This window comes from Kribbella sp. CCNWLW201 (assembly GCF_037203805.1).
Classification (GTDB): domain Bacteria; phylum Actinomycetota; class Actinomycetes; order Propionibacteriales; family Kribbellaceae; genus Kribbella.
Genome location: NZ_JBBCBQ010000014.1, coordinates 38,233 through 59,250, shown reverse-complemented (window position 1 = coordinate 59,250; position 21,018 = coordinate 38,233). Strand labels below are relative to the sequence as shown.

22 protein-coding genes are annotated in these 21,018 nt (G+C 68.4%); 14 read left to right on the top strand and 8 right to left on the bottom strand.

All coding sequences use genetic code 11. The features are described 5' to 3' along the window. Positions 1 to 64: 64 nt before the first annotated feature. Together V9K99_RS38655 and V9K99_RS38650 are read right to left on the bottom strand one after the other, a co-directional pair. On the bottom strand, positions 65 to 772 hold the full coding sequence (locus V9K99_RS38655; RefSeq protein WP_337008585.1) for a DUF998 domain-containing protein: 708 nt from the start codon (positions 770 to 772) through the stop codon (positions 65 to 67). Then, the gene (locus V9K99_RS38650; protein ID WP_337008587.1) at positions 769 to 1,818 is read right to left on the bottom strand and encodes an aldo/keto reductase; all 1,050 of its coding nucleotides are present in this window, start codon (positions 1,816 to 1,818) and stop codon (positions 769 to 771) included. Before V9K99_RS38650 ends, V9K99_RS38655 begins: the two co-directional genes overlap by 4 nt. A gap of 77 nt (positions 1,819 to 1,895) precedes the next feature. On the opposite strand from V9K99_RS38650, the gene V9K99_RS38645 reads away from it, so the two are divergent. Next, positions 1,896 to 2,438 carry a TetR/AcrR family transcriptional regulator gene (locus V9K99_RS38645; protein ID WP_337008589.1) on the top strand — a complete coding sequence of 181 codons (543 nt, stop codon included), beginning with the start codon at positions 1,896 to 1,898 and terminating at the stop codon, positions 2,436 to 2,438. A 78-nt stretch (positions 2,439 to 2,516) separates the two neighbouring features. On the opposite strand, the gene V9K99_RS38640 is transcribed toward V9K99_RS38645, so the two are convergent. The 3 genes from V9K99_RS38640 to V9K99_RS38630 all read right to left on the bottom strand — a co-directional run bounded on the left by V9K99_RS38640 (position 2,517) and on the right by V9K99_RS38630 (position 3,653). Beyond that, positions 2,517 to 2,897 carry a hypothetical protein gene (locus V9K99_RS38640; RefSeq protein ID WP_337008591.1) on the bottom strand — a complete coding sequence of 127 codons (381 nt, stop codon included), beginning with the start codon at positions 2,895 to 2,897 and terminating at the stop codon, positions 2,517 to 2,519. 182 nt (positions 2,898 to 3,079) lie between these two features. After that, positions 3,080 to 3,325 (bottom strand): antitoxin, encoded by a 246-nt coding sequence (locus V9K99_RS38635; protein WP_337008593.1) that lies wholly within the window; start codon positions 3,323 to 3,325, stop codon positions 3,080 to 3,082. Between the two features lie 109 nt (positions 3,326 to 3,434). Further along, a complete protein-coding gene (locus V9K99_RS38630; protein WP_337008595.1) occupies positions 3,435 to 3,653 on the bottom strand; it encodes a hypothetical protein in 219 nt (72 codons plus the stop codon). A 158-nt stretch (positions 3,654 to 3,811) separates the two neighbouring features. Between V9K99_RS38630 and miaA the strand changes: the two genes are divergently transcribed. From miaA to ggt, 4 genes are all read left to right on the top strand, one after another. After that, the gene (gene miaA, locus V9K99_RS38625) at positions 3,812 to 4,801 is read left to right on the top strand and encodes a tRNA (adenosine(37)-N6)-dimethylallyltransferase MiaA (protein WP_337008597.1); all 990 of its coding nucleotides are present in this window, start codon (positions 3,812 to 3,814) and stop codon (positions 4,799 to 4,801) included. Then, positions 4,788 to 5,303, top strand: coding sequence for a SigE family RNA polymerase sigma factor (locus tag V9K99_RS38620; protein WP_337008599.1), 516 nt, complete (start codon positions 4,788 to 4,790; stop codon positions 5,301 to 5,303). Before miaA ends, V9K99_RS38620 begins: the two co-directional genes overlap by 14 nt. Positions 5,304 to 5,306: 3 nt before the next feature. Then, the gene (locus V9K99_RS38615) at positions 5,307 to 6,002 is read left to right on the top strand and encodes a hypothetical protein (protein ID WP_337008601.1); all 696 of its coding nucleotides are present in this window, start codon (positions 5,307 to 5,309) and stop codon (positions 6,000 to 6,002) included. An 81-nt stretch (positions 6,003 to 6,083) separates the two neighbouring features. Next, entirely contained in the window at positions 6,084 to 7,904 is a 1,821-nt protein-coding gene (gene ggt, locus V9K99_RS38610; RefSeq protein ID WP_337008603.1) for a gamma-glutamyltransferase, read from the top strand. Here the strand turns inward: ggt and V9K99_RS38605 are convergent. Then, on the bottom strand, positions 7,901 to 8,998 hold the full coding sequence (locus V9K99_RS38605; RefSeq protein ID WP_337008605.1) for a M20/M25/M40 family metallo-hydrolase: 1,098 nt from the start codon (positions 8,996 to 8,998) through the stop codon (positions 7,901 to 7,903). The two genes, ggt and V9K99_RS38605, sit on opposite strands and share 4 nt — an antisense overlap. Before the next feature lie 106 nt (positions 8,999 to 9,104). On the opposite strand from V9K99_RS38605, the gene V9K99_RS38600 reads away from it, so the two are divergent. Genes V9K99_RS38600 through V9K99_RS38585 form a run of 4 tightly spaced genes read left to right on the top strand, consistent with a single transcriptional unit; the run spans position 9,105 to position 13,160 of the window. Further along, complete coding sequence (locus V9K99_RS38600; protein WP_337008608.1) at positions 9,105 to 9,821, top strand: GNAT family N-acetyltransferase; 717 nt, start codon at positions 9,105 to 9,107, stop codon at positions 9,819 to 9,821. Then, positions 9,814 to 10,464: a MurR/RpiR family transcriptional regulator gene (locus V9K99_RS38595; protein WP_337008611.1), complete on the top strand. Its 651-nt coding sequence runs from the start codon at positions 9,814 to 9,816 to the stop codon at positions 10,462 to 10,464. The genes V9K99_RS38600 and V9K99_RS38595 overlap by 8 nt, the downstream gene beginning before the upstream one ends. Beyond that, positions 10,454 to 11,575 (top strand): o-succinylbenzoate synthase, encoded by a 1,122-nt coding sequence (gene menC / locus V9K99_RS38590; protein ID WP_337008613.1) that lies wholly within the window; start codon positions 10,454 to 10,456, stop codon positions 11,573 to 11,575. The genes V9K99_RS38595 and menC overlap by 11 nt, the downstream gene beginning before the upstream one ends. A 19-nt stretch (positions 11,576 to 11,594) precedes the next feature. Further along, on the top strand, positions 11,595 to 13,160 hold the full coding sequence (locus V9K99_RS38585; RefSeq protein ID WP_337008615.1) for an N-acyl-D-amino-acid deacylase family protein: 1,566 nt from the start codon (positions 11,595 to 11,597) through the stop codon (positions 13,158 to 13,160). Here the strand turns inward: V9K99_RS38585 and V9K99_RS38580 are convergent. After that, positions 13,147 to 13,416 carry a hypothetical protein gene (locus tag V9K99_RS38580; RefSeq protein ID WP_337008617.1) on the bottom strand — a complete coding sequence of 90 codons (270 nt, stop codon included), beginning with the start codon at positions 13,414 to 13,416 and terminating at the stop codon, positions 13,147 to 13,149. The two genes, V9K99_RS38585 and V9K99_RS38580, sit on opposite strands and share 14 nt — an antisense overlap. Positions 13,417 to 13,586: 170 nt before the next feature. Here V9K99_RS38580 and V9K99_RS38575 point away from each other — a divergent pair, with 170 nt between their 5' ends. The 3 genes from V9K99_RS38575 to hflX all read left to right on the top strand — a co-directional run bounded on the left by V9K99_RS38575 (position 13,587) and on the right by hflX (position 16,619). Then, a complete protein-coding gene (locus V9K99_RS38575; RefSeq protein ID WP_337008619.1) occupies positions 13,587 to 14,114 on the top strand; it encodes a hypothetical protein in 528 nt (175 codons plus the stop codon). An 85-nt stretch (positions 14,115 to 14,199) separates the two neighbouring features. After that, complete coding sequence (gene dapF, locus V9K99_RS38570; RefSeq protein WP_337008621.1) at positions 14,200 to 15,042, top strand: diaminopimelate epimerase; 843 nt, start codon at positions 14,200 to 14,202, stop codon at positions 15,040 to 15,042. A gap of 83 nt (positions 15,043 to 15,125) precedes the next feature. After that, on the top strand, positions 15,126 to 16,619 hold the full coding sequence (hflX, locus tag V9K99_RS38565; RefSeq protein ID WP_337008624.1) for a GTPase HflX: 1,494 nt from the start codon (positions 15,126 to 15,128) through the stop codon (positions 16,617 to 16,619). 60 nt (positions 16,620 to 16,679) lie between these two features. Here hflX and V9K99_RS38560 read toward each other — a convergent pair whose 3' ends face one another. Next, entirely contained in the window at positions 16,680 to 19,046 is a 2,367-nt protein-coding gene (locus V9K99_RS38560; RefSeq protein WP_337008626.1) for an immune inhibitor A domain-containing protein, read from the bottom strand. Positions 19,047 to 19,255: 209 nt separating this feature from the next. On the opposite strand from V9K99_RS38560, the gene macS reads away from it, so the two are divergent. Further along, positions 19,256 to 20,380, top strand: coding sequence for a MacS family sensor histidine kinase (gene macS, locus V9K99_RS38555; RefSeq protein ID WP_337008628.1), 1,125 nt, complete (start codon positions 19,256 to 19,258; stop codon positions 20,378 to 20,380). After that, complete coding sequence (locus V9K99_RS38550; RefSeq protein ID WP_337008630.1) at positions 20,377 to 21,018, top strand: response regulator transcription factor; 642 nt, start codon at positions 20,377 to 20,379, stop codon at positions 21,016 to 21,018. The genes macS and V9K99_RS38550 overlap by 4 nt, the downstream gene beginning before the upstream one ends.

Sequence of the window (21,018 nt, the reverse complement as noted above, 5' to 3'; positions counted from 1 at the left end):
GCCCAAACCCCCACCCACCCAGCCTGCGGGCCAGGCCGGTGACCGCTTCTCCTCAGCTCGTCACTCAGCCAGCGGCAGCCGCCAGTTGGTGAGTCGTCCCGCGCCGCTGGGAGACGATCAGGCCGCTGCCGAGGAGCACGTGCCCGATCATGATCGGGTAGATCACGCCGCGTTCGAACATGCCGATGTTCCACATCCAGCCGGTGAACACGTCGACCATGAAGAGGGGGAACGCAACCAGGCCGACGATGCCGAGTACGACGCTCGCGGTCGACCGGCCGTGGTCGAGCCCGATGCGGGATCCGTTGGCGCCGACGACGATCGCCATCGCGTTGCCGGCGAGCATGACACCTTGAGCACCGAAGGTGTGGAAGGCGATCAGGCCGTTGGCCACGTTCTCGTTCGACCCCTGGAAGAGCCCGACGAGTGAGACGCCGACCCCGGCGAGGACCGCGAGAACGACGATGACGATCGGCCGGGCACCCGTGCGGAGGTCGAACACGAGGAGCGTGCCGACGATCAGCAGGACCCCGTAGATCACCCAGCCTGCGTCCATGACCGCGCCGAGTGGGGAGTTCCCGACCTGCCCGAACGCGGTCTGGGCCGGTCCGGTCAGGCCGAGGTGGCTGACCCAGTTGTGCACCGGCGAGTACGGCGGGTCCTGCCAGGCTGCTGCGGTGACGATCTCGGCGGCCCAGGACACGAGTGGACCCAGAAGGAGCAGAAGGGCTCCGGCCTGAGCAGCCGCGCCGAAGCGCGTGATGCGGTTCACGACAGTGCCATTCCTGGAACACGCCGGCGGATGGCTTCCAACTCGGCCTCGTCAGAGATGCCCTGCCAGTCGTACCGCGGCGTGTAGGGGGCTTCGAGGGCATGCACGTCGTCGTCGCTGAGCTCAACGTCCAATGAGGCCACAGCCTCGTCGATCTGCTGGATCGAGCCGGCCCCGACCAACGGCGCGGTGACGACCGGCTGACGGCGCAGCCAGGCGAGTGCGACCTGTGCGCGGCTGACGCCGTGGCCTTGGGCGACCTGTCCGACCGCGTCGATGATCGCGCGGTTCGACGCCTCCTGCTCAGGCGAATAGAGCATGTCCGCAAAGGCGCCGTCGGTCTCGGATCGCGCGGTCGACTTGGCATCGTCCCACCCGCGGGCGAGGCGGCCGCGGGCCAGCGGCGACCAGATGATCGTGCCGACGCCCTCGTCCAGGCACAGCGGGATCATCTCCCGCTCCTCCTCACGAGCGAGCAGGTTGTAGTGGTCCTGCATCGACACGAACCGCGCCCAGCCGTTCTGCTTCTGCAGATGCAACGCCTTCGCGAACTCCCAGGCGTGCATCGACGACGCACCGACGTACCGCACCTTGCCGACTTTCACGAGATCGCTGAGCGCCTCGAGAGTCTCCTCCCACGGGGTCGAGTGGTCGTTGCGGTGAATCTGGTACAGGTCGATGTAGTCGGTTCGGAGGCGGCGCAGCGAGTGGTCGACCTCGGTCATGATCGCCTTCCGCGACAGACCGCGGCCATTGGGACCGATCCGCATCGGGTGCCGGAGCTTGGTCGCGATCACCACGTTGTCGCGGTCGGCGAAGTCCTCGAGCGCGCGGCCGAGAATCTCCTCGCTGGACCCGTTCGAGTACATGTTCGCGGTGTCGAAGAAGTTGATCCCCGCCGCCAGCGCGTGCTGGATCAGCGGCCGTGCCTCCTCTTCGCCCTTCGACCACACCGGGTGCCCGCGATCGGGCTCCCCGTAGGTCATCGCACCGATCGCGATCGGTGACACGTCCAGGCCAGTCGTGCCGAGCTTGATGTACCGCATGATGCTCCTCTAAGCTATGTGGAGAGTTCTCCAGATACATTAGTGGAGAGCTCTCCACTTAGCAAGATGAGGTTTCCATGGTCCGTTCAGACGCCCGCGAAAATCGGGCCCGCATCCTCGCGGCGGCCCGCGAGGCCTTCGCCGAGGACGGCGCGACGTCCATGAACCAGGTCGCTCAGCGCGCGGGCGTCGGGGCGGGCACCCTCTACCGCAACTTCCCCACCCGGGAGGCGCTGGTGCTGGCCGTCTATCAGGACGAGGTCGAACGGATCGTTGGCGCCGTGCCGGGACTGCTGGCCGAGATGACGCCGCTCGAAGCGCTCCGGGACTGGACGACCGGCCTCGTCGAAGCGATGCGCAGAAAGCACGGCCTCGGCGATGCTCTCAGTCCCACAGCGCACCAGGCGATCACCGAGCAGACCTACGGGCCCGTCGTCGCCGCGATCACGGAACTCCTCGACGCAGGCAAGAAGGACGGCAGTATCCGCACCGATGCCGACCCCGGCGACTTCCTGCAGCTCACCGGTGCACTCTGGCGCACCGCGTCCGGGCCCAAGGACCGCTCACCTCGCATGCTCGCCCTCATCCTCGACGGCCTCCGTCCCCAGCCACAGCGGTAGTGACGGCACATCGAGACCTCCGCCGAGGTCGCCGGCGCCGAGCCGCTATCTCAGGGGACGACAGATTCTTGTCGAGCGTCAGTGCCTCTTCGCGACACGGTTCAGCCCTGCGGCGGTCGCCTCGTCGATCACGTGTTGGGCGGCTCGTCTGACTCCACGCCATTGGGGCGCGGCAGTGAGTGCTCGGGTTGTCCACAGGTCCGCGTTCTCTGGCCCTGAAAAGGACAGAAGTAGTTCGTCAAGGCGCTGCACGGCGCTCGAGAGTCCGTTGGGAATATCGCTCTCAGCCAGCCTCGCGTTCAGCGGCTTATAAGAGTCGTCGAACTCGAGCGCCAACTCATCGGCGTTCGGGGCCGTGCCGAGTTGCTCGAGATAATGCGTCTGCGCGTCGACTCCGGCAGCCAAGCGTCGTACGGCACCCATAGTCAGGCCCAAGGCCCGCTCATCGTCAGCGTTCACCGATCATCCCAGCGACATCGCCATTTGGTCCGACCATCCTCCAGTACGCCCCAGCCCGACGAACTCCACCACCCGGGTGCCAGGACCTGTGGGCTCGCCTTTGGCGCCGCAGTCGGAGGCTGTGTGCTTTGGACGTGCCGGAGGGCCGCAAGGGGTGCTTGCGGCCCTCCGGGTGGTGCGGGTCAGGCGGGGCGGTTCGGGTTGTCGGGGATGTCGTCGTTCTGGCCGTCGAGGCCGTCGAGGCCCTCCTTGGCCTTGTCGACACCCTGGTCGATCTTGTCGCCGTACTTGCCGCCCGTCTTCTCGTCGACGAGGTCACCGGCCTTGTCGAGACCGTCGCCGACCTTGTCGCCGTGCTGGTCGACCAGGTCGCCGGCCTTGTCTTTCAAGTCCTCGGCCTTGCCCTTGAACTTGTCGAAGATGCCCATCGCGGGGCTCCCATTCCTGCGTAGTTGAATGCTTACAGACAGCTAGCGGCGATCTTCGCATCTACTACACCGGAACTGTGGGATCTCCGCGAGTGCCCTGCGGACCGGCTCAGACGCCCGACCCTGGCTCGGACTCTACGTCCCCACCGGACTCCACGTCGCCACCCGACTCGACGTCGCCGCCGGACTCCACGTCCCCACCGGACTCGACGTCGCCGCCGGATTCCACATCGCCACCACTGCGCTTCGCAGCCGCGACGTCCTCGTCCCCTCCCAGACCCAGTGCGTCCTTGGCCGCGTCGGACTCTTCCTCGAACGGATTCGTCACTTGTTCATCCTCCCGTATGAGTGTTGCGATCTGCAGCGTTCCTACCGAACATCCCGGGTCAACCACAACCCCACCCCGACCCTCTTGTCCGAGACTTCATCAGCAGCCTGACCGGGGCGGTGGGGTGGGGACGGAGCTGACACTGTCAGACTGGAGCGATGGCCGAACCACTCGTCGTCGCGGTCGTCGGCCCCACCGCGGCCGGCAAGTCCGACCTGTCCGTTGCCCTGTGCAAGCGCCTGAACGGCGAAGTCGTCAACGCCGACGCGATGCAGGTCTACCGCGGCATGGACATCGGTACGGCGAAGATCAGTACGGCGGAGCGCGACGGCGTACCGCATCACCTGCTCGACATCCTCGACGTGACCGAGACCGCGACCGTGGCCGAGTTCCAGCAGTTGGCCCGGGCGGCGATCGACGACTGCATCACGCGGAGGGTGGTCCCGGTGCTGGCCGGCGGCTCCGCGTTGTACGTCCGCGCGATCCTCGACGACTTCGCCTTCCCCGGCACCGACGCAGCAGTCCGCGAACGACTGGAGAACGAGCTCGAGCGCGACGGTTCCGGAGCGCTGCACCAGAGACTGGCCGACAAGGACCCGGCCGCGGCGGCGCAGATCCTGCCGAGCAACGGGCGGCGGATCGTGCGGGCGCTGGAGGTCATCGAGATCACCGGCGGTCCGTACGTCGCGACCCTGCCCGAGCACCACTACGTCTATCCGGGCGCGGTGCAGATCGGTCTCGACGTACCGCGGCCGGAGCTGGACGAGCGGATCGGCCGCCGGGTGGACCGGATGTTCGACGCCGGTTTCGTGGCCGAGGTGCGAGATCTGCTGAACAAGGGTTTGCTTGAAGGGAAGACGGCAAACCGTGCCCTCGGCTACTCGCAGGTGATCGCGATGCTCGGCGGTGAGATCAGTGAGCAGGAGGCGCGGGAGCGGACCGCGCAGTCCACTCGCCGGTTCGCGCGGCGACAGGACTCGTGGTTCCGTAAGGACCAACGCATCACTTGGCTGCGGTACGACGACCCCGACCTTGTGGAGAAGGCAATTGCGGTGATAGCCGAAGGCAACCGACGGGGGATCGGCGGCGTAGTCGGGGTGGAAGAAGGCCCAAGGGTCGACACAGGGGCCGTCGATGCGAGGGGGTGACCGTGAGGCCGAGTTCCGCGAGTACCTGCTCGCGGACCGCACCCGACTGATGAGGACGGCGCTACTGCTGACCGCGGGGGACGTGCACACCGCGGAGGATCTGGTCCAGACCGCGTGCACCCGGGTGTACGTGCACTGGCACCGGATCCGGCACGAGGGCGCCGGGCCGTATGCGCACCGCATCCTGGTCAACGCGTTCCTGGACGAGCGGCGCCGGGCCGGCCGCCATCCGGAGGTGGTGACCGCCGAGACGTTCGAGCCGAGGCTCACCGACGAGGTGGACCCGGTCGACACGCTCGCGGTCCGGCGGGCGCTGCTGGAGCTTGCGCCGCGGCAACGCGCGGTCCTGGTACTGCGGTACTTCCAGGATCTCGACGTGGCCAGTTGTGCGCGGATCCTGGAGTGCACCGAGGGGACCGTGAAGAGCCAGACCGCCAAGGCGTTGAAACGACTGAAGGATCTGATGAGCGAGGAAACGGATCCTGCGACGGGGAGTAGCTGAGAAGTGGACGAGGTTAAGAAGCTGCTGGAGGGGTTCGCCGACCGGGCGGCCGACGGACTCCCGGCCGCGGACATCGAGGCGGATGTCGCCCGCGGCCGGCGTGCCCTGCGCCGGATCAAGCGGCGCCGCCGGGTGACCGGTGTGCTGTGCGTCGCCGCGGTGTCGACCGCCGTACTCGCGATCGGGAACCAGGTGAAGTGGTGGAACAACGGGGGGACCGAGGTGGCTGCCGGCGAGGGTGAGACGACCGCGCCGGCGATCGCCTCCGAGGCCGCGACACCGACGCCGATGATCGCCGAGGGCACCGGGACGCCGTCGACGTACATGGCCGGCTCGCTGGTCGAGCTGGTGGCGAACCGGCAGCCGTGGAACAGCATCGGCTGCACGCTCGCCCCGCGGGGCTGGACCGCGGAGACCCCGATCGCCGCGGACCGCGTGGTGTTGTCCGGGCCGACGGTGCGGACCGCGGACGTCGCGACCAAGGTGGTGCTGCAGGCGGCTCCGGCGGCGAAGACCTTGAGGGCGGTCCGAGTCACCGATTCGGGTGGCAAGACCTTCCACATCGGCACGCTGAACGGCCGCCTGACCGGTCAGGTGAAGCTCGCGGACCAGTGGCTCCTGGTCGAGCTCCCGGCCGGAACCATGGACTGGAACGACGGACTCCTGCAGCGCTTCCTGGCTTCTTGCACCGTCAACTAGCCGCGCCACAACTGGCGCTCGCGCCGACTTCGGGATAGGCAAGGGCTTGTCCCTCTACGTCGACGCCCACGGGAGTATCCGGTGACACCGAAGAAGCTGGTCGCATCCCTGTCTGCTGGTGCGCTTGTCCTGTCCGCTCTGACAGCCGGTACGGCGGTCGCACGCCCACCGCAGCCGCCGGTCAAGACACCGACCTCGATCGGGTTCGGCGGCGCCGTCTCCTCGGTCGACCCGGAGGCGACGAAGATCGGGTTGGGTGTACTGCGAGGTGGCGGCAACGCGGTGGACGCCGCCGTGGCCACCGCGGCCGCGCTCGGGGTGACCGAGCCGTACTCCGCCGGGATCGGTGGCGGCGGGTACTTCGTCTACTACAGCGCCAAACAGCGCAAGGTGTTCACGATCGACGGCCGCGAGACCGCGCCCGCGGAGATGAAGATCGACTCGTTCGTCAACCCCGCGACCGGTACGCCGTACCCGTTCGCGCAATTGGTGACGTCCGGCCTGTCGGTCGGCGTACCGGGAACGCTGGCGACGTGGGATTCCGCGCTGCGGCAATGGGGCTCGCTGTCACTCGGCAAGGCGCTCAAGCCGGCCGCGGATCTCGCCGATCGCGGCTTCGTCGTGGACCAGACGTTCCGCGGTCAGACGCTCGACAACAAGACCCGGTTCGCGCAGATCGTGCCGACGGCCAAGCTCTTCCTGCCGAACGGCGATGCGCCGCAGGTCGGCTCGGTGTTCAAGAACCCCGAGCTCGCCGACACCTACACGCTGATCGGGAAGCAGGGCCCGTCCGCGTTCTACGGCGGACCGCTTGCCGCGGAGATGGCGGCGACGGCGCAGAACCCACCAAAGACCGCGGACGCCGCGCTGCCGGTGTTCCCTGGCCACCTCACCACCGCCGATCTGGCGTCGTACAAGGTGATCGACCGGGAGCCGACGAAGGTCCGGTACGACGGTCTGGACGTGTACGGGATGGCGCCGTCGTCATCCGGTGGGACCACGGTCGGGGAGGCACTGAACATCCTCACACCGCAGCACCTGAAGCAGATGACGACTCCGCAGGCGCTCCACACCTACCTCGAGGCATCGGCGCTGGCCTTCGCCGATCGGGGCGCGTACGTCGGTGACCCGGCGTTCGTGAACGTGCCGACGAAGGAACTGCTGTCACCTGGCTTCGGCGCCGAGCGGTCATGCCTGATCGACCCGGACAAGGCGTCGGTGAAGCCGCTCCTGGCGGGCTCGCCGGACGGCTCTTACGAGGCCTGCGCGCCCGGCGTTGCGACCGCCGACCGGCCAGACAGCGAAGGCCTGTCGACGACGCACCTGGTCGCCGCGGACAAGTGGGGCAACGTCGTCTCCTACACGCTGACGATCGAGCAGACCGGCGGTAGCGGCATCACGGTCCCCGGCCGTGGCTTCCTGCTGAACAACGAGCTGACCGACTTCTCCGCCGTCCCCAACGTCAACGACCCGAACCGGATCGAGGCGGGCAAGCGGCCGCGGTCGTCGATGTCGCCGACGATCGTGCTGCGCGGCGGCAAGCCGTTCCTGGCGCTCGGTTCGCCGGGTGGCTCGACCATCATCACCACCGTCCTGCAGACGCTGACGAACCGGCTCGACCGCGGCATGACCCTGCCCGAGGCCGTCGCCGCGCCGCGCGCCTCGCAGCGCAACACGGCGAACGTGACGGCCGAGCCGCCGTTCATCGACGCCTACAAGAGCGCGCTCACCCCGTACGGCCACGTCCTCGTCCCGTCCGGTGACGCCTTCACCTCGGCCGCCGAGATCGGCGCGGTCGCGGCGCTCGAGTTCCTGCCCGGTGGAGCGATCCTGGCGGCGGCCGAGCCGACCCGTCGAGGCGGTGGATCCGCAGGGACAGTGAAGGAGATCTTCCCGGGCTAGATCGTCGTCATGATCGCGGCGACCAGGCCAGCCCGCTTGGCCAGGCTCGCCGCGATCACCTGCTCATGTACGGCGTGCGCGCCCTTCCCCAACGGCCCTAAACCGTCGAGCGTCGGCACACCAAGCCAGCCGGTCAGATTGGTGTCGGCGGCACCTGTCGCCGCCGCACCGCCGACAACCTGACCGACCGAGCGACCGGCTTCAGCCACCTTGGCAAGCAGTTCGCCGACGGCCTCCGAGGTTTGCCAGGCCGGCCGATTCGACAGCACGGACACCTCCAGTACGGCGTCACGTCGTACCGGCTGGAGTCCGGTCACGGCATCGAGGACGGCCCGCTCCTTCTCCGGATCGACGAACCGGAACCCGAGATCGGCCGACGCATGCCCTGGTACGACGTTCGTGCGCCCGCCGCCCGTGATCGTGCCGACGTTGCACAACACATCGTCGTACTCCGAGACCAATGCTCGAACAGCGATCAGTTGGTCGACGAGTTCGTCGATCGCGGAGACGCCGCGGCCGGGGTCGAGCGCCGCGTGCGCCTCGCGGCCGGTGACCTCGATCCGGACCCGGCTGCTGCCGCGCCGGGACGTCTTCAGGTCGCCGTTGGGATGCGGCGGTTCCAGGCCGAATGCCGCGACCACGCCCGCCGACTCGGCCGTGACAAGCTCACGCGCCGAGGGTGAACCGACCTCCTCGTCAGCGACGACCACGACGCGCACCGGACGGTGGTCGCGATCGGCGACCTGCTCGAGCGCCGTCTCCAGGACGACGAGGCCGCCCTTCATGTCGAAGACGCCCGGGCCGTGGATCACGCCGTCCTTCTCGCGCCACGGCATCGCGTCCCGCACTTGGCCGATCGGCCAGACCGTGTCATGGTGCGCAAGGAAGAGCAGAGGTGCTTCCGCGGCGCGTGAACCTCGGCCGGGGAAGTCGGCGACGACGTGGTCGCCGGTCGGCGCGGGTACGCGTCGGGCGGTGCCGCCGAGTTCGCCGTACCGAAGGACGAGGCGGTCGGCGAAGGCATTCAACTCCGCCACCGCACCGGTCGGGGTCTCGTGCTCGACGTACTCGCGCAGCCGATCGATCATCCTCATGGATAGTCAACGTATCATCATCCGGTCATCGATTGACGCCCTCTGATCGCGAGGGATTTACTCAGGACAGCATCAAGATCCGTTTCGTATCTTTGAGGAGGCCGCCGTGAGGTTCCGCCCTGTCACGCTCACCACCGCGGAGCGGTTCGCGGAGGCGGCTGTGCTGTACCGCACGGTGTTCGGCTATCAGGACCCGGACTACGCGCTGAACCCGCGGCTCCTCGGTGCGCTGGTGAGCAACGGCGGCTCGGTCGTCGGCGTACTGGATGAGGACGATCGGCTGGTCGCGTTCGCGTACGGCTTCTGCGGCACCGACCGGCGCGGCTTCTACCACTACTCGCAGTCGGCCGTGGTCGCGGCGGATCAGCAGGGTCACGGGCTCGGGCGCCTGCTCAAGCAGACCCAGCGCGAGGTGGCGCTCAGCCACGGGATGACGCGGATGCGCTGGACCTACGATCCGTTCCAGATCCGCAACGGGCATTTCAACCTGGACGTGCTCGGCGCCCTCGGCCGGTGGTACGCACCCGACATGTACGGACCGGGCGGCGACCGGGTGGTCATCGAGTGGGACCTGCGTGCTGAGCCGCCGGCGCTCGAAGACGTCGAGCTGGACCTGTCCGAGGCGGACTGGGGAATCATGGGCGGCGGCGACCGTCCTTGGCTGGCGCTGCCATCCGATCCCGCCGCCGTCACGCCTGAGATCGCCGAGCGGGTCCGTCAGGGCTTCACCGATCTGCTCGGCAAAGGGCTGGCGGCCGAGTCCTGCCGCCGGCTCTCGAACGGGACGGCGGTCTACCTCTTCGGGATGGTGGGCGATGTCTGAGGACCTGAAGGCACGCAACCGCGAGCTCGCCAGCCCACACGAGCGGTACGACGCCCGCCTGCAACGTCGATCGTCGACGCAGTTGCAGCGCCGCGTGGTCGAGCAAGAACGGGCGTCCATCGAGGCGGCACTCGACCAGATCCTGGCCGACGACTCGATCGCCCAGGCGGCGGCCCGGATCGTCGCCGCCCGCCGGCGGTTCATCGTCGGCTCGGCGAAGTCGTTCTCGTACGCGTCGCTGCTCGCCTTCGACCTCAGCGCCGGCCTGTCCCAGGTGACCCTGATCGACGGCACGGTCGTACGCGGCGTCGACGTACTGTCCGACGTCCGGTCGAGCGACCTTATGGTGGCGTTCTCGCTGCGCCGGTATCGCCGCGACACGGTCGAGATCGCTCGCCAGTTCGTCGAGGCCGGTGGTGAGCTCGTGGCGGTCACGGACTTCGAGGACGCGCCGTTGGCGAAGATCGCGGACCAGTGCATCTACGTTGCGACCGGCAGTGCGTCGTACGTCGACTCGCCGACCGTCGTCGCGTCCGTGCTGCACGTCCTGGCGACGCTGACCACGGCGAGCGCGAAGGGTGCCCGCCGGCGACTCGGTGAGCGCGACCGGTTGAACACGGAGTTGGGACTGTATGTCAACTGAGCTGAAGGTCACCGCCGCCCGGCTGCACCGCGTCAGATTGCCGCTGGTGCACGCGTTCCGGACCAGCTCGCACCGCAAGACCGAGCTCGACCACATCCTGGTCGAGCTAGAGGACGCGTCCGGCGCGGTCGGCTGGGGGGAGATCGCGTCGTCGTCCGCTCCGTACTACGCGCCGGAGACGGTCGAGACGTGCTGGCACATCGCCGAGCGCTACCTTCTCCCGGCCGTGCTCGGGCAGTCATGGGAGCGGCCCGAGCAGGTGCCGGAGTTGTGGGCCAAGGTCCGCGGCAACCAGTTCGCCAAGGCCGGTGTGGATGTCGCCGCCTGGGTCCTGTGGGCCTCCGTGCAGGATGTCCCGCTCGCACAGGCACTCGGCGGGACTCGGGCGGAGGTCGTCGCCGGTGTGTCGCTGGGGATCGAGCCGACGATCGACGACCTGCTCACCGAGGTACGACGCCAGGTCGCGGCCGGCTATCCACGAGTCAAGCTGAAGATCGCGCCGGGCTGGGATGTCGAGCCGGTGCGGGCCGTCCGGGCCGACTACCCCGATCTGGACCTGCATGTCGATGCCAACGGCATCTATACCGAGTCGGTCGAGCACCTGACCGCGTTGCGCGCACTCGACGAGTACGAGCTGACCATGATCGAGCAGCCGTTCGCGCCGCGGAACCTGCTCGCGCACGCTCGCCTGCAACAGCACCTGGTCACGCCCATCTGCCTGGACGAAAGCGTGGAGACGCTCGACGACCTAGAGACCGCGCTGTCCATCGAGGCGCTACGGGTGCTGAACATCAAGGTGTCGCGGATGGGCGGACTGACCGCAGCCCGCGCCGCCCACGACCGTGCTCAGCAGGCCGGCATCCCGGTCTGGTGCGGCGGGATGCACGAGTTCGGCATCGGCCGGGCCGCCAACGTCGCCATCTCCAGCCTGCCCGGGTTCACCCTCCCATCGGATGTGTCCGCCTCGGAGAAGTACTACGCCCGGGACCTGATCACCCCACCCGTCACCGCCGAGCACGGCGTCGTACAGGTGCCCAAGGCAACTGGCCTCGGTCATACCGTCGATACTGAGCTGATCGCGGCGAACACCGTCGCCACGCTGTCCCTCTGACCAGAACAGGAGCGGCTCCATGCGCACGGCACTGACCGGTGGGCAGGTGGTGGATGGGACCGGTGCGGAGCCGGTGGCCGGGACGGTGCTGGTCGAGGACGGGCGGATAGCCGCCGTACTGCCGCCCGGCGCGGACGTGTCCGGCGCTGAGGTGATCGATGCCACGGGCAACATTGTGGCACCGGGGTTCATCGATTTGCACTCGCATGCGGACTTCACCGCGCAGACCTCGCCGGACGCGCCCACCCAGCTGTATCAAGGCGTCACCACACTCGTGACTGGGAACTGCGGCTGGTCGCCGTTCCCGATCACCGACCTGGGGCAAATGAAGGCCGGTACGGCGTTCCTGGCTCCCGAGCACGACTGGTCGTGGCACGACACCAAGGGCTTCGCTGATGCGGTCGAGCGGGATGGACTCGCCGTGAACGTCGCCCTGCAGGTCGGCCATTCGTCGCTCCGGCTCGCGGTCATGGGTGGTGCCGAGCGGGCGCCGTCATCGGACGAGCTGCGGCAGATGCAGGACCTGCTTCGCGAGGCCGCCGACCAGGGAGCGGTCGGGTTCTCGACCGGGCTGATCTACGCGCCGGGCACGTTCGCCGACGAGGCCGAGGTAGCTGCGTTGGTGGCGACGGCGGGGGAGCGCGGTCTGCTCTACTCGACGCACATCCGGAATGAGGGCGCGCAGCTGCTCGAAGCGCTCGACGAAGCGATCGCGGCCGCCCGAGCCGGTGGTGCCCGCTTGGAGGTCTCCCACCTGAAGGCTGCCGGCAAGGCCAACCACGGCTTGGTCACCGCCGCACTCCAACGTCTCGACCAGGCGCGGGCCGACGGGCTGGACGTTGCCTGGGACGTCTATCCGTACACAGTTTCCAGTACGACGCTCACCGCCTGGCTGCCCACCTGGGCGATGGACGGCGGGACTGCCTCGCTGCTGGCCCGCCTCGCGGATCCGGTCGACCGGGAGCGGATCGCGGCCGCGATGCGCACCGGCGAGCGATTCGACCCTCGAGCCCTCGTGATCGCGTTCCTGCCGCCTGGACGGTACGAGGACTGCCGCGGCCTGAGCGTTGCCGACATCGCCGACCGCGACGACGTGGACGGGGCGGAGGCCGTCCTGCGCGTCCTCGAGCACCACGATGCCGCGGTCAGCGTGGTCAACCACGCGATGAACGAGGACGACGTCGTGACGGTACTGCGGCATCCCTTGACCAGCGTGGCCAGCGACGGCTGGATCCTCAGTGCGACGGGCCCCGGTCACCCGCATCCGCGCAACTTCGGCACCTTCCCCCGCGTCCTCGGCCGCTACGCCCGGGACCAAGGCGTTCTGACGTTGCCCGAGGCAATCCGCCGGATGACCTCGCTCCCCGCATCGAGGCTGGGGATCGACGACCGGGGTGTGGTGAAACCAGGTGCGGTCGCGGATCTCGTCGTACTCGATCCGGCTCAGGTTGCCGATCGATCGACGTACGACGATCCGTGGCAGTTGTCGGTCGGGATCGAGCACGTGCTCGTGGCGGGCGAGCCGGTTCTCGCGGACGGCGTACCCACGGGTCGTCGGCCGGGTCGGGTGCTCAGGTCCGCTTGAACCGGCGTGGACCTTCAGGCAACGGCGGCGGTGCGGCAGCCGGCGACTCCACGGCTGTCTCGAGCCAGCCGTCGTACTCGGTCAGGAGCTCGTCCAGGACGGCGTGGTCAACCTCGGTGAGTACGACGACCCACGGGTGGTCCTCGTCGTCGTCTTCTCCGTGGAACCGCCCGCGCCGTACCTCACCGTGCAGCCGGGCAGCGACTGCCTCCGCGTCCTCCCGTTCCCAGAAGCACACGGCGATACCGTCGGTCATGCCCAAACCGTACGACACCTCGGTGGGTGGTCCAGCCGAGACAATTCAGGCCGACCGGACGTGTTCGTGGCCAGCGGTCGCCGCATTCCTACGCGTGGAGATCTACGCGGTTGACAGCTCTGGCGAACGGCTTGACTCTAGGCCTAGAGGGTAGATGTTCGGAGTGCGTCGTGATCGTCATCCTGGGGCTCATCATCTTGCTCGCCGCGGTGATCGTCGGCGTGGCCGGTGTTCTCGGCAACGGTGGCGGCGCCCAGACGCTCGGCGATGACGCGTTCGCGGTGTTCGGCTACCACGTGACCGGCTCCACCGGCACGCTGTTCCTCTACGGCATCGTGGTCGGGGCGGTAGCCCTGTTCGGGTTGACCCTGCTGCTGGCCGGGGCGCGCCGCACCTCCCGCCGCGGCAGCGCGGCGCGCCGCGGGCTCAAGGAGTCCCGCCGCGAGACCGCCGCTGCCAGCCAGGCTCGCGACGACCTCATCGAGGAGCGGGAGACCGCCCGCGCCTACACGGCGAGCGCGTTGGGGAACGGCACGCCCCGCGGCGACCACGAGCTCAACCCAGACGACGGACGCCGGGGCAGGCTGCACCTGTTCGGGCGCCGATCCGCTGCCCGGCAGGCCGACGCCACACACCAAGAGCCGCCGACCGGCAAGCCGCCCCCCAATGCCCCCGGCGACCCGCCCGCTCCTGGCTGAACCTCGCCGTAGTGGCGACGCATGTCGCGCAGTGGCTCGAAGGCCGGCGACGTGCGGGTCTGCGGTCTGCCCGTAGCATTTCGGTATGACCACCTTTCCCTGGCTCAAGGGTCACGGCACGGAGAACGACTTCGTGCTGCTGCCCGACCCCGACGGATCGATCCACGGGGAGCTGGACGCGAGCCTGGTGCGGTTCCTCTGCGACCGGTACGCCGGGATCGGGGCGGACGGTGTGCTGCGGGTGATCGAGGGCGGCAAGCAGTCGTACGTCGAGGACGGCGGCGACTGGTTCATGGACTACCGGAACTCGGACGGCTCGATCGCGGAGATGTGCGGCAACGGGATCCGGGTGTTCGTCCGGTATCTGGTGGACGCCGGGCTGGCCGGGGACAAGCCGGTCCGGGTCGGGACCCGGGCCGGGATCAAAGAGGTCGTGCTGAACGACGACGGCACGCTGACCGTGGACATGGGCGAGCCCGTGCTGCCCGGCCCGGCGGGCATCGTGGTCGAGGCGAACGGGCACCAGTGGCCGGCCATGCACGTCGACATGGGCAATCCACATGCCGTTGCCTTCGTCGACGATCTGAGCGAGCCCGGTCATCTGATCGACCAGCCGGGGTGGTCGCCGGCCGAGGCTTTCCCAGCGGGCGTGAACGTCGAATTCGTCGTACGCGAAGGGCCTCATGAGGTCGCCATGCGGGTGCATGAGCGTGGGGCGGGGGAGACACGGTCGTGCGGGACAGGTACGTGTGCGGTCGCGGTGGCGTCCGCTCGGCAGGCTCACCAGGAGCTGCCGGTTACTTACCGTGTTGATGTACTCGGTGGTTCTGTCACCGTGACGTGGCGTGCAGACAACCACATCGAGATGACTGGACCGGCCGTCGTGCATGCTCGCGGGGAGTTCGACCGGGCCTGGTTGCCCGCCTGAACGGGAATTCAGTCCGGGCGTGGGGCGTTGACGTCTGAAATCGGGTCGCTTGTACTGGTGGCCCGTGCCACGATGGAAGGTATATGACGACCCATTCGAACTTTTACGACGAGACCACCGACGTCGAACTTGACCTCGTAGAGGGCGATGACTCCGGCGATTCGTTGACGGGTCACGACTCGGAGCCGAGCGAGGAGCTGGGCACCGAGGGCCTGGAACTCGAGGAACGCCAGGCGCTACGCCGCGTCGTCGGCATGTCGACCGAGCTGACCGACATCAGCGAGGTCGAGTACCGCAAGCTGCTGCTCGAGCGGGTGCTGCTGGTCGGCGTCTGGACCGAGGGCAGCGCCGAGGACGCGGAGAACTCGCTGGCCGAGCTGAAACTGCTCGCCGAGACCGCCGGTTCCGAGGTGCTGGACGGCGTGATCCAGCGGCGGAAGAAGCCCGACCCGGCGACCTTCATCGGCTCCGGCAAGGTGTCCGATCTGCGCAACCTGGTCGCGTCGCTCGGCGCGGACACGGTGATCGCCGACGGCGAGCTGGCGCCCGCGCAGCTGCGCAACCTGGAGGACAAGCTCAAGGTCAAGGTGGTCGACCGGACCGCGCTGATCCTGGACATCTTCGCCCAGCACGCGAAGAGCAAGGAAGGCAAGGCCCAGGTCGAGCTGGCCCAGCTGCAGTACATGAAGCAGCGGCTGCGTGGTTGGGGTGGCAACCTGTCCCGCCAGGCCGGTGGACGCGTCGGCGCGGCCGGCGGCGGTATCGGCGGCCGTGGTCCCGGTGAGACCAAGATCGAGACCGACCGGCGCCGGATCAACACCAAGATCTCCAAGCTCCGCCGTGAGCTGAAGGACATGAAGGGCACCCGCTCGACGATGCGGCAGGAGCGCCGCCGGCACTCCATCCCGTCGGTCGCGATCGCGGGCTACACCAACGCCGGCAAGTCCTCGCTGCTGAACAGGATCACCGGCGCGGGGGTGCTGGTCGAGAACGCGCTGTTCGCGACCCTCGACCCGACCACCCGTCGTACGACGACCTCGGACGGCCGGGTGTACACGTTCACCGACACCGTCGGGTTCGTCCGGCACCTGCCGCACGACATCGTCGAGGCGTTCCGCTCGACGCTGGAGGAGGTCGCCGACGCGGACCTGCTGCTGCACGTGGTGGACGGTTCGCACCCGGACCCGCTGGCGCAGATTCAGGCGGTCCGTGAGGTGCTGCACGAGATCGGTGCCGCCGACGTCCCGGAGATCATCGTGATCAACAAGGGCGACATCGCGGACCCGATCGCACTGGCACCGATCCTGCACCGCGAGTCGCGTTCTCTGGTGGTGTCGGCGCACACCGGCGAGGGCATCGACAAGCTACGCGCCCTGGTCGAGGCGGCACTGCCTCAGCCGGACGTCGCACTCGACCTCCTGCTGCCGTACGAGCGCGGCGACCTGGTCTCCCGGATCCACTCCGAAGGCTCGGTCGACCAACTCGAACACACCCCCGACGGCACTCGAGTCACCGCCCGGGTCCACCCCGACCTGGCCGGCGACCTCACGCCGTACCAGGTAGCGGCAGCCAAGTAACACCAGATACAGAAGACGGCCCCGGGAGATCCCGGGGCCGTCTCTTTGGTGCTCAGGGCACTACTTGCGCTTGGAGACCGCGACCTTGATGGTCGTTCCGTTGCGCTCGAGAACCTTGATGTTGACGCCGTTGTTCGGCACCTTCACGCCGGCACTCGGCTGCTCGGCGAACCAGTACGTCTTGCTGTCGTTGAAGGTGGACACACCGGCCTGGCCACGGATGTAGCTGCCTTGGCCGTTGGTGTGCAGGGTGAACGAGTCCGCCTTCTCCAGGCCGAACGGAGCGTCGTACCCGCCGACCCGCGGCCGCCAGATGGTGCCGTCGAGCTTGTTGATCGGCACCGGGTGCGAGTCGATCGGCAGGATCTCGCCCTCGCCCGGGTGCTGGCTGGTGTTGTTGTCGGACTGCGAGGTGTCCCAGTACCAGAGCAGCAGACCGTCCTGGTACGGGAAGTGCTCGACCCAGTCCGGCTTGGTGTTGGCGAAGCCGAAGTTGTACGGCCCCGTCTTCAGGTGCTGGTCGTAGCCCACGTAGTTGATGTGCGACGCCAGGTAGTAGTTGTCGTGCAGGCTGATGAAGCTGGCACCCTGTGCGCTGAAGCCGTCCAGTGTCCAGCCTTCCGGTGCGGCCTCCGCACCGGACTCGACCAGCGTGGTCGTGCCCGAGGTCACCTTGATGTCGTCGGCGAAGAAACCCTTCTCGACGGCTGCCGGGTCGGTCGTGTAACGGAACCGCAGGCCAACCGTCTTACCGGCGTACGCCGACAGGTCGAACGTCGCCGGGACCCAGCCGTTGCTGGCGCCGTCGATACCGTTGCCCTCTGCGGCCTTGGTGATGTTGCCGGCGATCGGCTTGTAGCCGGTGCCGTCGTCCACCTCGACGTAGGCGTAGTCACAGGCCGTCGTACCGCAGTCCTCGATCGTCCAGTTGGCCTGGAAGGTCAGGGCGGCTGGGCCGGCCGGCAGGGTGACCTGACGGCTCATCGTGTGGGTGAACGAATTGCCCTGGCCGCTCCACCAGGACTTGCTGCCCGCGGCCGGCGGGACGAGCTCGTTGACCTTCTGCTTCTTCGGCAGGGTCACGACCAGGCCCTGGGCCTTGTTCGAGTTGTACTCGTGCGGGCCGAGCTCGACGGTCCGGTTCTGGCCGGCCGCGACGATCTCGTAGTCCAGCCAGCCGAGCTGCAGCTTGTCCCAGGCGCCGAAGTCGGCCGCCTGCTCGCCGATCCCGCCGTCGGTGGGCTTGCTGACCCGGCTCTGGGCCATGATCGACCACCAGTTGACGCCGTTCTCGACCGGCGGGCCGGAGGTGTCGTAGTGGTCCGGCAGGCCGAGGTCGTGGCCGAACTCGTGCGCGAAGACGCTGATGCCGCCGTTCTCCGGCTGGATCGTGTAGTCGCCGACCCACAGCCCGGTGTCGCCGAGCTGGGTGCCGCCGGCCGGGTTGTTGGCCGGGCCACCGGCCAGACCGACGTACCAGCGGTGCGACCAGATCGCGTCCTCACCCTGCCACGGGTCGCCGTCGGCCTGGTCGCCGCCGGAGTGGACGATCTGGAAGTGGTCGATGTAGCCGTCGGCCTCGTTGAAGTTGCCGTCGCCGTCGAAGTCGTAGCGGTCCCACTGGTCGAACGTCTTCAGCTCGGCGGTGATCTCCGCGGTGGTCCGCCCGGCCGCCTTCTGGTCGAGCACCCACTGGTTCACCGCGTCCCGGACCAGGGCCCAGGTGTTGTTGCAGACGTTGCCGCCGCACGGGTACCCGTTGGAGCGGCCGTAGCGGGCCTCGTTGTACTGGACCTTGACCCAGTCGGTGACCGTGCCGTCGACGCTGTACCGGCCGGAGGACTGCTTCTCGTAGTACTTCTTCACCGAGTTGCCGGTGCCGAAGTACATGTCCTCGAAGTACTGGCGGTCGTAGTTCGGGTGCCAGACGGTCGAGTTGTCGACCGAGCGGTCCGGCTCCGGGATCGCGTTGTGCAGCGGTCCCTCGAAGGTCGCCGGGCCGGGGAAGTTCGGTGAGGTGTCCTGGTCGGGGTAGTTCGGGTGCCGGGTGTTACCGAACTCCGCGAGGACGACGAAGATCCGGTCGGTCTTCTCCCGGCCCAGCTCGACGTACTGGTCGACCCGTCCGGCGGCGTTCGTCACCCCCTTCGCACCGACCTGCTTGGCGCCGAGGTTGACGACGGTGCTGGCACCGCGCTTCTCCGGCTTGGCCTGGCCGTTCAGCACCTTGGTCAGGGCTTCCTGGCGCAGCTCACGACGCTTGTCCTCGAGTGGACTGGGCAATTCGTCCGGCGCGGACGCCTCGCCCGCGACTTGCGCGACGTCCACCTCCCGGGGCGGTGTGGCGGCGTTGCCGGCCGAGGCGATACCCACCCCTGCCGTCGCCGCCAGTGCCAGGCTGAACAGCCCGACGGGTAGCTTGCGCACGATTCCCCTCCGTACCTTTCGTCGATACTCTCCGCGCGTGGTGACGCGGCGTGTTCAGAGCTCCCCCGAGCGTGTTTCCGCGCGACAGTACGGGGAAATCCGCGATTCCTGAAGTGGAACCGGGAAATGTCGGGAAAGGTGCGGGGAAACCTGCACCATCGGTGGAACTACTCACGCGCGCGGGCCGGATCGATTGGCAGACTGTCCGCGTGGAGCGTGACTCGGTCGACCTGCTGCAGCCGTTGTGGCGTGCGCTCGTGGTGTTCCGGCTGATCACCTGGGTCTTCGCCTGCTTCGGCGTCTGGAGCCGCTGGGACGGGATCGTCCGGCCGTCCGGGGCGGTGCTCCAGCTGGCGATCATGGGGGTCTGGACGGTGATCTCCTCGATCGGCTACAGCCGGCGCTGGGGGCGGCGGAACACCCGGCTCGCGTTCGCCGACCTGATCGTCACCGTCGGTTGCATGTACGCGACGCTGCTCGCGCAGCCGCTGCTCGACATCCGCGCCGGTGCCTCCGTGCTGACCTCGGTCTGGGCGGCCGGGCCGGTGATCGCGCTGGCGATCTCCCGCGGCCGCGACGGCGGTCTGCTCGCCGCCGCGACGGTGAGTCTGGCGCTGCTGTCGCTGCGTGGCGTCGACAACGCCGCGAAGATCCTCGCCAACGTGCAACTGCTGCTCGTCGCCGGTCTGGTCGTCGGGTACGCCGCTTCCACCCTGCGTCAGGCGGGAGCCCGGCTGCGGAAGGCGATCGCGACCGAGAGCGCGACCGCGGAGCGGCTCCGGCTCAGCCGGTCGATCCATGACGGCGTACTGCAGGTGCTGGCCCAGGTGCAGCGCCGCGGCACCGCGATCGGCGGCGAGGCGGTCGAGCTGGCGCGGTTGGCCGCCGAGCAGGAGGTTGCCCTGCGCACCTTGATGTCGTCCCGGCCGACCGCTGCCGAGGGCGACCGGGTCGACCTGTGCGGACTGTTGTTGCCGTTGGCCACCACACGGGTGGACGTCGTCGTACCGGCCGGGCAGGTCTTGTTGCCTGCTGCCACGGCGTCGGAGTTGGTTGCCGCGGTCAAGGAAGCGCTGAGCAACGTGGACAAGCACGCGGGTCCGGGGGCACGCTCGTGGGTGGTGGTCGAGGACCTGGGTGACGAGGTGCTGGTATCGATCCGCGACGATGGATCCGGTACGACGCCCGCCCGGCTGGAACAGGCCCGGGTCGACGGGCACCTGGGCGTCAGCCAGTCGATCCGCGGCCGGATCGCCGACCTGGGCGGATCAGTGATGGTCCGGACCGCCCCGGGCGAAGGAACCGAGTGGGAGCTGAAGGTGAGCACGGCATGACGCGGGTGATGATCGTCGACGACCATCCGATGTGGCGCGAGGGCGTCGCCCGGGATCTGGGTAGCCGTGGGTACGACGTCTGCGCGACGGCCTCCGACGTGTCGGGTGCGGTGAAGATCGCGTTGGCGACCCGGCCGGACGTGGTGGTGATGGACCTGCAGTTGGGCGACGGCTCCGGTGTCGACGCGACCCGGGAGATCACCACAGCGCTGCCGGACACGCGAGTCCTGGTGTTGTCGGCCAGCGCCGAGCAGGACGACGTACTGGCCGCGGTGAAGAACGGGGCATCCGGGTATCTGGTCAAGTCGGCCTCGTTGGACGAGTTCGACGACGCCGTACGACGTACTGCGGAAGGCGACGCCGTGTTCAGCGCCGGTCTGGCCGGACTGCTGCTGGGGGAGTACCGGCGACTGGGAGCGAGCGGCCCTGAGGTGCCGCAACTCACCGAGCGGGAGACCGAGGTGCTCCGGCTGGTCGCGCGTGGGCTGACAGCTCGGCAGATCGCCACCCGGCTAGTGCTGTCGCACCGGACGGTGGAGAACCACGTGCAGAACACACTGCGGAAGCTGCAGTTGCACAACCGGGCTGAGCTCGTTCGCTACGCCATCGAGCACGGAATAGACGACGCCCCCGAGTAG